General features: G+C 68.0%; 14 protein-coding genes. 10 read left to right on the top strand and 4 right to left on the bottom strand.

Features of this window, described 5'->3' with window-relative positions:
• A complete protein-coding gene (locus AB0876_RS17860; protein WP_526042523.1) occupies nt 1-672 on the bottom strand; it encodes an MSMEG_1061 family FMN-dependent PPOX-type flavoprotein in 672 nt (223 codons plus the stop codon).
• A gap of 8 nt (nt 673-680) precedes the next feature.
• A complete protein-coding gene (locus AB0876_RS17855) occupies nt 681-1,637 on the bottom strand; it encodes a PDR/VanB family oxidoreductase (RefSeq protein ID WP_526042522.1) in 957 nt (318 codons plus the stop codon).
• Between the two features lie 66 nt (nt 1,638-1,703).
• On the opposite strand from AB0876_RS17855, the gene AB0876_RS17850 reads away from it, so the two are divergent.
• From AB0876_RS17850 to AB0876_RS17805, 10 genes are all read left to right on the top strand, one after another.
• Nucleotides 1,704-2,354: a TetR/AcrR family transcriptional regulator gene (locus AB0876_RS17850; protein WP_526042521.1), complete on the top strand. Its 651-nt coding sequence runs from the start codon at nt 1,704-1,706 to the stop codon at nt 2,352-2,354.
• A 182-nt stretch (nt 2,355-2,536) separates the two neighbouring features.
• Nucleotides 2,537-3,949, top strand: a complete 1,413-nt coding sequence (locus AB0876_RS17845) for an NAD(P)H-hydrate dehydratase (protein WP_526042767.1) — start codon at nt 2,537-2,539, stop codon at nt 3,947-3,949.
• Between the two features lie 15 nt (nt 3,950-3,964).
• A complete protein-coding gene (gene gad, locus AB0876_RS17840; protein WP_491837972.1) occupies nt 3,965-5,356 on the top strand; it encodes a glutamate decarboxylase in 1,392 nt (463 codons plus the stop codon).
• 69 nt (nt 5,357-5,425) lie between these two features.
• Entirely contained in the window at nt 5,426-6,595 is a 1,170-nt protein-coding gene (gene alr, locus AB0876_RS17835) for an alanine racemase (protein ID WP_526042520.1), read from the top strand.
• Complete coding sequence (locus AB0876_RS17830; protein WP_491837974.1) at nt 6,592-7,680, top strand: alpha/beta fold hydrolase; 1,089 nt, start codon at nt 6,592-6,594, stop codon at nt 7,678-7,680. The genes alr and AB0876_RS17830 overlap by 4 nt, the downstream gene beginning before the upstream one ends.
• Nucleotides 7,673-8,140 (top strand): tRNA (adenosine(37)-N6)-threonylcarbamoyltransferase complex ATPase subunit type 1 TsaE, encoded by a 468-nt coding sequence (gene tsaE / locus AB0876_RS17825; protein ID WP_055109778.1) that lies wholly within the window; start codon nt 7,673-7,675, stop codon nt 8,138-8,140. Before AB0876_RS17830 ends, tsaE begins: the two co-directional genes overlap by 8 nt.
• The gene (tsaB, locus tag AB0876_RS17820) at nt 8,137-8,781 is read left to right on the top strand and encodes a tRNA (adenosine(37)-N6)-threonylcarbamoyltransferase complex dimerization subunit type 1 TsaB (RefSeq protein WP_526042519.1); all 645 of its coding nucleotides are present in this window, start codon (nt 8,137-8,139) and stop codon (nt 8,779-8,781) included. The genes tsaE and tsaB overlap by 4 nt, the downstream gene beginning before the upstream one ends.
• A complete protein-coding gene (rimI, locus tag AB0876_RS17815) occupies nt 8,778-9,239 on the top strand; it encodes a ribosomal protein S18-alanine N-acetyltransferase (protein ID WP_491837976.1) in 462 nt (153 codons plus the stop codon). The genes tsaB and rimI overlap by 4 nt, the downstream gene beginning before the upstream one ends.
• Nucleotides 9,236-10,258 carry a tRNA (adenosine(37)-N6)-threonylcarbamoyltransferase complex transferase subunit TsaD gene (gene tsaD, locus AB0876_RS17810; RefSeq protein ID WP_491837977.1) on the top strand — a complete coding sequence of 341 codons (1,023 nt, stop codon included), beginning with the start codon at nt 9,236-9,238 and terminating at the stop codon, nt 10,256-10,258. The genes rimI and tsaD overlap by 4 nt, the downstream gene beginning before the upstream one ends.
• Complete coding sequence (locus tag AB0876_RS17805; RefSeq protein WP_491837978.1) at nt 10,255-10,722, top strand: nuclear transport factor 2 family protein; 468 nt, start codon at nt 10,255-10,257, stop codon at nt 10,720-10,722. The genes tsaD and AB0876_RS17805 overlap by 4 nt, the downstream gene beginning before the upstream one ends.
• A 1-nt stretch (nt 10,723) precedes the next feature.
• Here the strand turns inward: AB0876_RS17805 and AB0876_RS17800 are convergent, their stop codons facing one another.
• Complete coding sequence (locus tag AB0876_RS17800) at nt 10,724-11,758, bottom strand: PucR family transcriptional regulator ligand-binding domain-containing protein (protein WP_491837979.1); 1,035 nt, start codon at nt 11,756-11,758, stop codon at nt 10,724-10,726.
• A 112-nt stretch (nt 11,759-11,870) separates the two neighbouring features.
• The gene (locus tag AB0876_RS17795; protein ID WP_491837980.1) at nt 11,871-13,313 is read right to left on the bottom strand and encodes an APC family permease; all 1,443 of its coding nucleotides are present in this window, start codon (nt 13,311-13,313) and stop codon (nt 11,871-11,873) included.
• Nucleotides 13,314-13,351 lie beyond the last annotated feature (38 nt).

Genomic DNA, 13,351 nt, shown 5'->3' with positions numbered 1-13,351 from the left:
TCAGTACAGCTCGTTCTCGTAGTGGTCGTCGATCACGGCATGAAGCGAGCCGGCCAGGTCGCCGAGTTTCTCGGCCATCTTCGCCGCGCTCTCGGTGATCGAGAGGGTGTAGAAGTCCCCGCCCAATGTCACGGCGTCGGCCAGGCCCCGGCTGTCGCCTTCCCAGAGCTTGGCCCGGATCACGGCCTTGCCGCACTGCCCGAACACTTCGCGAATGCGCACGATGGTGGCCAGCACCGCGGGTTTGCCGTCGGCGCTGAGCATTTCGAGTAGCTCCGGGTCGTCGGTGACGAACGCGTCCCCGTTCACCCTGATCACCTCACGGATACCCGGCACGAAGAAGACCAGTCCCACCGCGGGATGCTTGGTGATGTTCTCGTGGGTGTCGGCGAGCTTGTTGCCCGGCCGGTCGGGGATGGCGAGCGTCCACGGGTCGAGGATCCGTACCGATCCCGGAGGGTCTCCGCGCGGGCTGGTGTCCAGCTGTCCGTCGGCACCCACGGTGGCCATGCAGAAGAACGGGCTGTGCGCGATGAACCGAGCCGAGAATTCCCCGAGCTTCGGCTCCTTCTTCTCGGCGATGAACCGTTCCGGGTACCCGACGATCTCCCTGACGCGGTCCATGGTGATGGGGGAGTACGAGTCTGCCGCTGTGCCTGTGGTTTTCATCATCGAATTCCCTAGATGTCGAGAACCAGCCGGGGAGTTTGCGCCCGGGAAACGCAGACGAACATGCGATCGTTGGCGGCGCGCTCGGACTCGGAGAGAATGTCGTCCCGATGGTCGGGGACGCCCTCGACGACAGCGGTCTCGCAGGCACCGCAGATCCCGGATCGGCACGACGACGGCGTATTGATCCCGGCACCTTCGAGCGCGGCGAGGATGCTCTGGCCCGCTTCGACGTTGACGGTCCTGTCCGACGTGGCGCACACCACCTCGATCGGTTTGTCTTCGGCGGATGCCGCCCGCTTGCGTGGTTTGAAGCGCTCGAGATGCAGACTGTCGGCCGGCCAGTGGGCGGTGGCGTCCTGCAGTGCCGACAGCAGCGCCGAGGGGCCGCACGCATAGATTTTCGCACCGCGCCGGACCTGCGCGAACTGCTCATCGAGAGGGATGCGACCGTCTGCGTCGGAGGCGTAGAAGCCCACGCGCGTTCCGTATCCGCGGAGTTCGTCCGAGAACGGCATCGAGGTCGCGGTGTGCCCGCCGTAGAGCAGTTTCCAGTCCAGGCCCCAGGTTTCGGCCTGACGGATCATCGGGAGGATGGGGGTGATCCCGATGCCGCCGGCCACGAACACATATGAGGTGGCCCGATGCAGCTCGAAGGTGTTGCGTAGCCCGGCAACCGTGAGTTGCTGCCCCGGGCGCAGAAACGCGTGCACGTACTCGGAACCGCCGCGGCTGGTGCGTTCCCGCCGCACCCCGATGCGGTAGTACGACCGCTCACCGACCGGCCCGCACAACGAATACTGGCGCTGGATGCCGGTCGGCAGGAGCAGATCGATGTGTGCGCCGGGGTCCCAGGCCGGCAGCAGCTCGCCGGAAGGCGGCTGCAATTGCACAGACACCACGCCGTCGGACTCCCAACGGAGTTGGCGGACGGCGACGCCGATCCCGTCGGCTGTCAGTTCGCCCACGTCACACCCTCCTTGGCTGTTAACAATGTTAATTGCAGGTCAGAGGGTAGTGTTAACATCGTTAACGTGTCAACCTCCTCGACTGGTCGCGATCGCGTGGCGCTGGCCAAGCTGTCGGTGGACCGCGTGGTCGGAGAAGCCTTGGCGCTGGTCAACGACGGCGGGCTGGAATCGCTGACGATGCGCCGGCTGGCCGACCGGCTGCAGGCGCACCTGCCGACGATCTACCGACTGGTCGACGGCAAAGACGCCCTCATCGACGAGATGGCCGAGACGATTCTGGCGAAGGCACTCGAAAACGCCGACATGGCCGATCCGGAATGGACTCACCGCGTCAAAAGTCTTGCTGCGGGACTCCGTTCGGCCCTGCTGGCACAGCGCGACGGAGCTCGGATCGTCGGCGGCAACTATGCCGCCAAGCGGGCCAACCTGACCTTCGTCGACACGCTCGTCGGCAGTACCCGCGCCGGCGGTCTGGCCCGTGAATACGCCTTGTGGGCGGCGAGTTCACTGTTCTGCTACGTCCTCGGTGAAGTGCTGGAACAACAGGGCGCGGCCGGGGGCGAGACCGAGACGCTCGAAGGTGTGGTTCGTGCCGGCGACTATCCACACCTCGCGTCAAGCCCCGTCGAGCAACTGCTCGACTTCGACGCGCGGTTCGAGTTCGGGTTGAACCTGCTCATGTCGGGCATGCGCTCCGCTGAAGGACGCGACTGAGCCGCCACACGGTTGTCGCTCAGTCCCGGCCACGATCGCCCGGATCACGCGAACGTGACACAGCGGTCGCTGCAGAGACTCCGTAGCAGCCGTGACGTCACTTTCGGTGACGCTCGACAGCAAACACACGTAACCTGTTGGCGCGCGGCAAAGTCGACGACACATCGAGCGGAGCGGAGCGGATGCGGTACTACTACTCGGCCGATGCGATCCGTGCCGCCGAAGCGCCGTTACTGGCATCGCTGCCCGACGGGGTGCTGATGGGCCGCGCCGCCTATGGCCTGGCAACGGCGATCGTGGCCGAGTTGAAGCTGCGTACCGGTGGTGTGGCCGGTCGACGGATCTGTGCGGTGGTCGGTTCCGGTGACAACGGCGGCGACGCACTGTGGGCGGCGACGTTCCTGCGCCGACGCGGAGCAGCTGCCGATGCCGTCCTGCTCAATCCCGAGAAGACTCACGCCAAGGGTCTGGCGGCGTTCCGGCGCGCCGGGGGACGGGTGGTGTCCGGGATCTCTGCGGCAACTGATCTGGTGATCGACGGCGTCGTCGGTATCTCCGGGCGCGGTCCGCTGCGCGCCAACGCTGCGGCGTTGTTCGAGGCCAACACCGCACCCGTGGTCGCCGTCGACATCCCCAGCGGCCTCGACGTGCAGACCGGCGCCGCGGACGGCCCCCATGTGCATGCCGTCCTGACCGTCACGTTCGGCGGCCTCAAACCGGTACACGCACTGGGCGATTGCGGTCGCGTCGAACTCGTCGACATCGGTCTGGATCTGGCGCCCACCGATCTGGCCGGCCTGCAGGTAGCCGACGTCCGGGAGATCTGGCCGATACCGGGACCACACGACGACAAGTACACCCAAGGGGTGACGGGCGTGGTGTCCGGCTCGGCGACCTATCCCGGTGCGGCGGTGTTGAGCACCGGAGCTGCGGTGGCCGCCACCTCCGGCATGGTCCGCTATGCGGGAAGTGCCGGACCGCAGGTGCTTTCACACTGGCCCGAGGTGATCGCCGCACCCAGTCCTCAGGAGGCGGGGCGGGTTCAGGCCTGGGTGGTCGGGCCGGGGCTCGGCACCGATGACACGGCCAAGTCCGCGCTGCGTTTCGCACTCGAAACCGATCTGCCGGTGATCGTCGACGCCGACGGTCTCACTCTGCTGGCCGCCGACCCCGGCCTGCTGACCGGTCGCGGCGCACCGACCGTGCTCACCCCGCATGCCGGGGAATTCGAACGGCTGGCAGGAGATCCACCGGGCGCCGACCGCGTCGCCGCCACCCGCGGTCTGGCAGAGCGACTCGGTGCCACCGTGTTGCTCAAAGGCAACGTCACCGTCATCGCCTCACCCGGGCACACCACGTATCTCAACCCCGCGGGCCAATCATGGGCCGCCACAGCCGGTTCCGGAGATGTGCTGTCCGGGATCATCGGATCCCTGCTGGCCGCCGGACTGCCCCCCGGCGAAGCCGCGGCCGCAGCCGCCTTCGTCCATGCCCGCGCCGCCAACCTGTCGGCGGCCGATCCCGGTCCCAACCCGGCGCCGACCTCGGCGTCACGCATCCTCGCTCATGTCCGCGCGGCAATCGCTGCGCTGTAGAAGAAAAGGAATTCCATGCCGCACAAGCACCATCGCGCCCCGCACATCTCGCCCGCCTACACCGGCAGATTGGCGATGGCCCCGGTTCCGTCGCTGCGCCTGCCCGACGATGCGATGGAACCCGGTGCGGCCTACCGGTTCATCCACGACGAGCTCATGCTCGACGGCAGCTCACGGTTGAACCTCGCGACGTTCGTCACCACGTGGATGGACCCCGAGGCCGAGAAGCTCATGGCCGAGACGTTCGACAAGAACATGATCGACAAGGACGAGTACCCGGCGACCGCGGCGATCGAGGCGCGCTGCGTGAGCATGGTCGCCGACCTGTTCCACGCCGAAGGACTGAGCGACGATGACGCTTCGGCCGCATGTGGAGTCTCGACGATCGGCTCCAGCGAGGCAGTGATGCTGGGCGGCCTGGCAATGAAATGGCGGTGGCGCGAGAAGGTCGGGTCAGGAAAGGACGGCTGGAATTCCAGAAGACCCAACCTCGTGATGGGTTCCAACGTCCAGGTGGTGTGGGAGAAGTTCTGCCGGTACTTCGACGTCGAACCGCGGTACCTGCCCATGGAGAACGGGCGCTACGTGATCACCCCCGAGCAGGTGCTCGACGCGGTCGACGAGGACACCATCGGTGTCGTCGCGATCCTGGGCACCACCTACACCGGGGAGCTGGAGCCGATCGCCGAGATCTGTGCGGCGCTGGATCAGCTCGCGCAAGACAAGGGCCTGGACATCCCGGTCCACGTCGACGCCGCCAGCGGCGGGTTCGTCGTCCCGTTCCTGCACCCCGACCTGGAGTGGGATTTCCGGTTGCCGCGGGTGGTGTCGATCAACGTCAGCGGTCACAAGTACGGGCTGACCTACCCGGGCATCGGCTTCGTGGTGTGGCGCAGCAAGGAGTACCTGCCCGAGGACCTGGTGTTCCGGGTCAACTACCTCGGTGGGGACATGCCGACGTTCACCCTGAACTTCTCCAGGCCCGGTAACCAGGTGGTGGGTCAGTACTACAACTTCCTGCGGCTGGGCCGGGCCGGGTACACCCAGGTGATGCAGTGCCTGTCGCAGACGGCGCGCTGGCTGGGGGACGAGCTGCGCGACAGTGAACACTTCGAGCTGATCACCGATGGTTCGGCCATTCCCGTGGTCAGCTTCCGGCTCAAAGGAAAGCCGGGCTACACCGAGTTCGACGTGTCGGAGGGTTTGCGCTCCTTCGGCTGGCAGGTGCCGGCCTACACCATGCCCGAGGGAGCCACGGATGTCGTGGTGCTGCGGGTGGTCGTGCGCGAGGGGTTCTCGGCCGATCTGGCCCGGGCGCTCAAGGAGGACACCATCACGGTGCTCGGGCGCCTCGATGCCCTCAAGCCGCGTGGAGCGTTCAACGACCTGCAGCCGTTTGCGCACTAGATGGGCCGGGCCGGTCCGCTGATCAGGCCGGATTTGTGCCTCTGGGACAATGGTCGGCGGTGATATGACATGCAGACGACCGAACGCGCGACCTCGCTGACCCCACACGCATCGCCGCAGGCGGTGGTGGACCTCGGCGCGATCGACCACAACGTCCGCCTGCTGCGTGAACATGCCGGCGCCGCCCGGGTGATGGCTGTGGTCAAGGCCGACGGTTACGGCCACGGTGCCGTCGAGGTGGGCAAGGCCGCGTTGGCCGCCGGGGCCGCCGAGCTCGGGGTGGTGACCATCGCCGAGGCGGTCGCGCTGCGGACTGGCGGGATCACCGCTCCGGTGCTGTGTTGGCTGCACCCGCCGGGCGCCGACTTCACGCCGGCACTGGAAAACGATGTGCAGGTCGCGGTGTCCTCGGTGCGCCAGCTCGACGACGTGCTGGCCGCCGTGCGCCAGACCGGCCGCGCTGCGACGGTCACGGTGAAGGTGGACACCGGTTTGAGCCGCAACGGCGTCAGCCCGGCAGATTTCCCCGCGATGGTCACCGCGCTGGCCCGGGCCCAGGCCGATGGCGCGATCCGGGTGCGCGGCATCATGAGTCACCTGGTGCACGGCGACGAGCCCGACAACCCGTTCAACGAGCTGCAGGGCAAGCGCCTGACCGCGATGCGCGAGCAGGCCGCCGAGCAGGGTGTGGTGTTCGAGGTGGCCCACATCGCGAACTCGCCCGCCGCCATGACCCGGCCGGATCTGGCGTTCGACATGGTGCGACCCGGGATCGCGGTCTACGGGCTGAGCCCCATCCCCGAGCGTGGCGACATGGGTCTGATTCCCGCCATGACGTTGAAATGCCCTGTCGCACTGGTCCGTTCGGTGCATGCCGGCGACGGGGTGTCCTACGGTCACCGGTGGATCGCCGACCGGGACACCACGCTGGCGCTGCTGCCGGTGGGCTACGCCGACGGCATCTTCCGCTCGTTGAGCGGAAGAATCGAGGTGCTGATCAAGGGCAGGCGCCGCGCGGCCGTCGGGCGGATCTGCATGGATCAGTTCGTCGTCGACCTCGGCCCGGATGCCACCGACGTGGCCGAAGGGGACGACGCGATCCTGTTCGGTCCCGGCGCCCAGGGCGAACAGACCGCCCAGGACTGGGCCGAACTGCTCGGCACCATCAACTACGAGGTGGCCACCAGCCCACGTGGCCGGATCACCCGCACCTATCTGCAGGCAGGTCGCGAGCGTTGAGTCGCAATGCTCAGTGGCTGGCCGGTGCCGCCGGGCTCACCGCCGTGGGCACGGTGGCGGGCAGGTCGGTGGCGCGGTCCCTGACCCGGCGCAGCACCGGCGAGGATCCCTACCTGGGTGAAGATTTCGAGCGTCTGGACGCCGACCGAAGTTCCGTGGTGACGACAGCTGACGGGGTGCCGCTGGCCGTGCGTGAGGTCGGCCCCAACGACGCACCGCTGACGGTCGTGTTCGCCCACGGATTCTGTTTGCGCATGGGCGCCTTCTACTTTCAGCGCACCCGGCTGGCCGATCAGTGGGGCCCGCAGGTGCGGATGGTGTTCTACGACCAGCGTGGCCACGGACAGTCGGGGACGGCGCCGCCGGACACCTACACCGTCGAACAACTCGGGCGCGACCTGGAAGCCGTTCTGGCCGTGACAGTCCCACGTGGACCCGCGGTACTCGTCGGCCATTCGATGGGCGGCATGACAGTCCTCTCGCATGCCCGGCAGTTCCCGCACCGTTACCCGAAACAGATCGTCGGCGCCGCGGTGATCTCCTCGGCCGTCGAAGGTGTGGCGCGCTCACCGCTGGGGGAGATCTTGCGGAACCCGGCGCTGGAGGCGGTGCGGTTCCTGGCCCGCTATGCCCCCGGTGCTGTGCACCGCACCCGCGGCGCGGCCCGGTCGGTGATCGGGCCGATCCTGCGCGCGGCGTCCTACGGCGACGAGTCGGTCAGCCCCAGCGTCGTCGAGTTCTCCCAGCGGATGATGCACGGCACGTCGATCACCACGCTGGTCGAATTCCTGCACGCCCTCGAGGTCCACGACGAGGCCGGGGCGCTGCGGGTACTGGCCAAGGTGCCGACACTCATCGCCTGCGGTGACCGGGACCTGCTCACCCCGATGGAATACTCAAAGGCCATGGCCGCACAGCTACCCCGTTCCGAACTGGTGATCGTCGGGGGAGCCGGTCATCTGGTCCAGCTTGAGGAGCCCGTGGTGATCGACGACGCACTGGTCCGTCTGGTGGAGCGGGCTACCCCCTCCAAACTCGTCACGCTGTCCCGCCGGGTCCGCGATCGGGTCCGGTTCCGTGGCTGAGCGCAGCGCCGGCACGGCCGAGCTCGCCACCACCGAGGACACCATCGCCCTGGGCGCGACACTGGGCGCGGGGCTGAAAGCCGGTGACGTGGTGGTGTTGTCGGGTCCGCTGGGGGCGGGCAAGACGGTGATGGCCAAGGGCATCGCGGCGGCGATGGACGTGGACGGGCCGGTGGTCTCCCCGACGTACGTGCTGGCCCGGGTGCATCCCGCCCGGCAGGCCGGCCGACCGGCGATGGTGCATGTGGACATGTACCGGCTGCTCGACCATCCCGGCGTCGACCTGTTGGGGGAGCTCGATGCGCTCGACCTCGACACCGATCTCGACGACGCCGTGGTGGTGGTCGAGTGGGGCGAGGGCCTGGCCGAACGGCTCTCCGATCATCACCTGGACATCCGCATCGAGCGCGACACCGACACCGAGACGCGCACGGTGATCTGGCAGTGGAGCGCCCCATGAACATCTTGACCATCGACACCGCGACCCCGGCGGTCAGCGCCGGCGTGGTCCACCGCGCCGAGGACGGCGCCGTGCGCACTCTCGCGGAACGGGTGACGTTGGATGCCCGGGCCCACGCCGAGCAGCTCACGCCCAACGTGCTCGGTGCCGTGTCCGATGCCGGTATCACTGTCGCGGAGCTCGACGCGGTCGTCGTCGGCTGCGGACCGGGCCCGTTCACCGGGCTGCGGGTGGGGATGGCCAGTGCCGCTGCGTTCGGTCATGCACTGGGTGTTCCGGTGCACGGGGTGTGCAGCCTGGACGCCATCGGTGTTCACACCGACGGCGACGTGCTGGTGGTCACCGACGCGCGGCGGCGCGAGGTGTACTGGGCGCGCTACCGCGACGGAGTTCGGGTCGACGGGCCCGCCGTCAACGCACCCGCCGATGTGGCACTGGAGCCTTCGGCCGCGGTGGCCGGTTCACCCGATCACGCGGCCCTGTTCGCGCTGCCCCGGCTCGACGTGGTGTACCCGACGCCGGCGGGATTGGTGCTGGCGGTGGGCGACTGGGGCGATCCGCAGCCGCTGGTGCCGCTGTATCTGCGTCGGCCCGACGCGAAACCCTCTGTGCCCAAAACTTCTGCGGCGGTGCGGAAGTGACCGTGTACGACGCACTCACCCGTGCCGACGCCACGCGGTGTGCCGAGCTGGAAGCCAAGCTGTTCGTCGGCGACGACCCATGGCCGGCCCGGGCGTTCCTGGCCGAACTCGACGCCAAGCACAATCGGTATATCGCGGCCCGCAGCGACGGCGTTCTGGTCGGCTATGCCGGGATCTCCCGGCTGGGACGGATGCGCCCGTACGAGTACGAGATCCACACCATCGGTGTCGATCCCGAGTTCCAGGGGCAGGGGATCGGGCGCAGGCTGCTCGACGGCCTGCTCGACTACGCTTCGGGCGGAACGGTTTTCCTGGAGGTCCGCACCGACAACGAACCGGCCATCGCGCTGTACGAGAGCGTCGGATTCGTCAACATCGGCCTGCGCAAGCGGTACTACCGCGCCAGCGGCGCCGACGCCTACACCATGCAACGCCTTCCCCAAGGGGGCCCGACGTGATCATCCTGGCCATCGAAAGCTCTTGTGACGAAACGGGAGTCGGCATCGCCGATCTCGCCGCAGACGGAACCGTCAAGCTTCTCGCCGACGAGGTCGCCTCCAGCGTCGACGAGCACGCCCGCTACGGCGGCGTCGTTCCCGAGATCGCCTCGCGCGCGCACCTGGAAGCGCTGGGCCCGACCATGCGCCGGGCGCTGGACGCCGCAGGCATCGAGCGGCCTGACGTCGTCGCCGCGACCATCGGCCCCGGTCTGGCCGGGGCGCTGCTGGTCGGGGTGGCCGCCGCCAAGGCATACGCCGCCGGCTGGAACGTTCCCTTCTACGGGGTCAATCACCTCGGCGGGCACCTGGCCGCCGACGTGTACGACCACGGGCCGCTGCCCGAAAGTGTCGGCCTGCTGGTCTCGGGCGGGCACACCCATCTGCTGCATGTCCGGTCGCTGGGGCAGCCGATCATCGAGTTGGGCAGCACCGTCGACGACGCCGCGGGTGAGGCGTACGACAAGGTGGCCCGGCTGCTCGGGCTGGGCTATCCGGGTGGACGGGTGCTCGACGAGCTGGCCCGCACCGGGGACCGTGACGCCATCGTCTTTCCCCGCGGCATGACCGGGCCGCGTGACGACCCGTACGTGTTCAGCTTCTCGGGACTGAAGACCGCGGTCGCCCGCTACGTGGAAGCTCATCCGGAGGCCTCCCAGGCCGATGTGGCGGCCGGCTTCCAGGAGGCCGTTGCCGACGTGCTGACCGCCAAGGCCGTCCGCGCCGCCACCGATCTCGGGGTCTCCACCCTGCTCATCGCGGGCGGGGTGGCGGCCAACTCGCGGCTGCGTGAACTCGCCGAGGAACGCTGCGCGGCAGCGGGTCTGGCGCTGCGGGTGCCGCGGCCGCGGTTGTGCACCGACAACGGCGCGATGATCGCCTCGTTCGCGGCACACCTGATCGCGGCCGGGGCAGAACCGTCGCCGCTGGATGCGGCCAGTGACCCGGGTCTACCGGTGGTGAAGGGACAGGTTGCATGAGTTTCGCGGACAAGCTTGACGTCACAGAGCTGCTGTACCGCTATGCCGAGCTGATCGACGCCGGCGACTTCGACGGGGTCGGGGAGCTACTGGGCCGGGCCACCTTCGGCGGCCCGGCTTCCGGCAGCGTCTCTGGAGCCCAGACCATCGCGAAGTTGTTCGCCCACACCACGCGCCGGTTCCCCGAGCACGGCAACCGCACCCGAACCCGTCACCTGGTGCTCAATCCGATCGTCGAACTCGACGGCGACCGGGCCGAAGCCCGCTCGACGTTCTGCGTCGTGCAACACGTCCCGGACGGCCCGAAAGCCGTTCCGCTACAGCCCATCGTCGTCGGGCGGTACTTCGACACGTTCGCGCGGGATGACGAGGGCTGGCACTTCACCGAACGCAAGGTCGACGTGGAGATGGTGGGTGACGTCTCGGCGCACCTGAACGTCGACCCGCGACAGTACGAACGCTAGGTCAGCGCGCTTCGTTGATGTGGTGAACCCGCACGCTGACCTCCAGCTGGAAACGGTCGGCGGGGTTCTTGAGTGACAGCCCGGTGAGTTCCTCGATGAGTTTGATCCGGTACAGCAGCGAGTGGCGGTTCAGGAACAGCGCCCGCGCCGCCGCACTGGTGTTCGTCGCTTCGTCGAGCAGGATCTCCAGGGTGTGCACCAGTTGTCCACGCCGGGTCTTGTCGTAGTCGATGAGCGGCTGAAGCGTTTGCAGGACGGACGCCATGCTGCGCGGGTGCTGACGCAGCACCTCGGCGAACTGCATGGGACCGACCGGGCCTTCGGGTAGGGCGGGCGAAACCGGGGCGGCAACGGTGACCGCATGGCCGGGCGCGGGCGCCAGCAGTGCCCAGGTCACGAGGTCGTCGGGGAGCCTGCTGAGTCGCTGTGCGGAATCGACCAATCCGGACACCGTGGATTCCGTTGGGGCCGAAGAGAAATGGCCCATGACCAGATCATCGGTGACCGATGACGTGACCGTGAGGCCGGCGGCGAGCGCCAATTCGTGCAATGCGTTGGCGAACCTGTCGGCGGCCTCGCCCCACTGGGGATCGTCACGCACGCGGCGCCCGATGACCATCTGAACCCCGGTGTCCGGCGGGGAAGGACCGATCAGCGGCAGGATGGTCTTCTGGACATCGGCGAAGGCAATTTCCCAGGGCAGCAGGACAAATGGGCACGCATGCTGGTCGGCGAGCGGGATCAGCAGCTCGAGGAGGTCGCGCGCGTCCACATCGGGGGGTGGGCTGAGAATGATGCCGGCGGCCGGTGAGGCCACCAGGGAAACCAGGAATTCGCGCACACCGGGTTGTTTGAGGTCGGCGCCGGTGGTGAGCACCAGGTCGCCGGGCCGGACGAAGTCCTCGGCGGGTGCGTGGATGATGTCCACCCAGCGGACCTCGCGGGCCAGTCCCCGGTGGCCCGCGACCACTGAACCCTGGTCCAGGGGTGGAATCGTCAAGACCGCCGCCACACTCAGCGACGAGTCCTCGGACATGCCGCTTCCCTTCTGATCAACTGCTCGGCGGTGCGTCGAAGCCGACGGTATCAGCGACCAGTCACGTCGGTGACCACCTGCCCGGCAGGTGGCCACCGACGTCGGGGTTCGGTCAGCCGACGGACGAGATCGAGGCCAGTTCCCCGGTGGACCGTCGGCTCAGCAGCATGCCCACTGCGAAGAAGATCAGTGGCATCACACCGAAGATCGCCGCCAGCGCGGGAGTGCCGCCGACCACCAGGGTCAGGTTGGACACCACCAGCACCAGGGCCGCTGCAAGGGCGAGCGTCGCGAACGAGGCCAGCACCACCTTGCCGGTGGAGTTGCCACGCCGGACAAAGAAAATCACCACCGAGATCGTGGTCAGCAGCCACAGCAGCGCGAGGGCCAGGATGCCGAGGCCACCACCCGGTCCGAAGATCTGCAACACCGGGTCCAGCTGAAGCGCGGCACAGATACCCATCACGACGAACGAGGCCACGGTGATGACCAGCGAGGCGTTCGACGGTGAACCATGACGCTCGTGCACCTTGCCGATCTTCTTCGAGAACACGCCGCTCTGTCCGAGCACGAACGCGTAGCGCGACGCGATGTTGTGGAACGCGAGGGCACACGCAAAGACACTGACAGACCACAGGATGGTGTTCAGGTCACGTCCGACCATGCCGAGGTACTTGCCCGCGGTGTTCACCATGAAGTTGTCGGGGTCGTCGGTGGCGAGCTGGATGGCGTCGTGCCCGCCGTTGCCCTCGACGAGGGCCCAGCTGGTGAAGGCGTAGAAGACCGCGACGATGCCCACCGCCCAGTAGGTGGCCCGGGGCACGGTGCGGTCGGGGTCCTTGGCCTCGTCCCGGAAAACCGCGGTCGCCTCGACGCCGACGAATCCCCACAGGGCGTACAGCAGGGCGATGCCGAATCCGCCGGCGATGCCCTGCGGGGTGAACGAGTCACCCGTGAGACCGTGCTCGCCGCCGCGCACCACGATGACCAGATCCACCACCATGAGGATCGCGACCTCGGACACCAGGAAGACACCGAGCACCTTGGCACTGAGATCGATGTCGCGGTAGCCGAGCCAACCGACGGCAGCCAGCACCACGCCGGTCAACAACCACCAGGGCAGATCAGGTCCACCGAACCGGGTGATCAGCTCGTTGAGGATGACGCCGTCGTAGGCGGCCACGGCGATCAGAGTCGCCATGTAGGCCGGGAGCGCGAGCACGGCCGCACCGGTGCCGGCCGCCCGGCCGAGCGACTCACGGATGTAGGCGTAGAAGGCCCCGGCGTCGGTGACGTACTTCGACATCGCGACGAAGCTGGCCGCGAAGAGGCCGAAGATGACGCCAGCGACGATGAAGGCGACCGGGATGCCGGTGGTGTTGCCCAACGCCATCGCGATCGGCACATTGCCGCCGATGGTCGACAGCGGCGCCGAGGCCGCCACGACCATCAGCACGATCGCGGGCACGCCGAGGTGGCCGCGCAATTTGGCCGGACGGCCGTCCGATGACGTATCAGGTGGGGTCTTCTGGCCCGCGTTGACAACCTCGGTCATTGGGTTGATTCCTCCTAACTGCCCGCCGCAGTTGGCGG

The organism is Mycobacterium sp. NPDC049093, assembly GCF_040704635.1.
GTDB lineage: Bacteria > Actinomycetota > Actinomycetes > Mycobacteriales > Mycobacteriaceae > Mycobacterium.
Note: the sequence above shows the minus strand (reverse complement) of the source record. Positions and strands in the feature narration are given on the sequence as shown.

Coding starts and splice junctions, on each gene's coding strand:
- alr (WP_526042520.1), top strand. CDS start 5,426: ATGCAGACGACCGAACGCGCGACCTCGCTGACCCCACACGCATCGCCG.
- gad (WP_491837972.1), top strand. CDS start 3,965: ATGCCGCACAAGCACCATCGCGCCCCGCACATCTCGCCCGCCTACACC.
- AB0876_RS17845 (WP_526042767.1), top strand. CDS start 2,537: ATGCGGTACTACTACTCGGCCGATGCGATCCGTGCCGCCGAAGCGCCG.
- AB0876_RS17805 (WP_491837978.1), top strand. CDS start 10,255: ATGAGTTTCGCGGACAAGCTTGACGTCACAGAGCTGCTGTACCGCTAT.
- tsaB (WP_526042519.1), top strand. CDS start 8,137: ATGAACATCTTGACCATCGACACCGCGACCCCGGCGGTCAGCGCCGGC.
- AB0876_RS17795 (WP_491837980.1), bottom strand. CDS start 13,313: ATGACCGAGGTTGTCAACGCGGGCCAGAAGACCCCACCTGATACGTCA.
- AB0876_RS17860 (WP_526042523.1), bottom strand. CDS start 672: ATGATGAAAACCACAGGCACAGCGGCAGACTCGTACTCCCCCATCACC.
- AB0876_RS17800 (WP_491837979.1), bottom strand. CDS start 11,758: ATGTCCGAGGACTCGTCGCTGAGTGTGGCGGCGGTCTTGACGATTCCA.